Here is a 269-nt window from a genome sequence, read left to right on the forward strand (position 1 = left end):
GCCGTCGTGCGCGCGCTCTGGGCTGGGCGTCGGGGGTCGTCGCTGTCGCGACGGCCGCGGTCGTCGCCTTCGCGATGATCACGCCGCAAGTGGCCGCGGTCGCGGGCACGCCCGCTCCGCTGGACTTCGAGGGGGAGTCCACGGTGGCCGACATCGTCGAGGAGGCGCACACCGCCCTCGCCACGTCGGAGGGCCCTTCCGAGGCGGTGCGAACGGTCCGGACGGCGTCGTGGGGCTTCGCGGTCGAGGTCGGCAAGAAGGAGACGAAG

At 74.0% G+C, this 269-nt stretch carries 1 protein-coding gene; it reads left to right on the forward strand.

Features of this window, described 5'->3' with window-relative positions:
• Positions 1 to 269 (forward strand): hypothetical protein (locus SB660_RS20885; RefSeq protein WP_410584269.1); only part of this gene is annotated, 269 nt, incomplete at both ends.

Origin of the sequence: Bacillus sp. SIMBA_005 (assembly GCF_046535585.1) — a bacterium.
Taxonomy (GTDB): Bacteria; Bacillota; Bacilli; order Bacillales; family Bacillaceae; genus Bacillus; species Bacillus pumilus.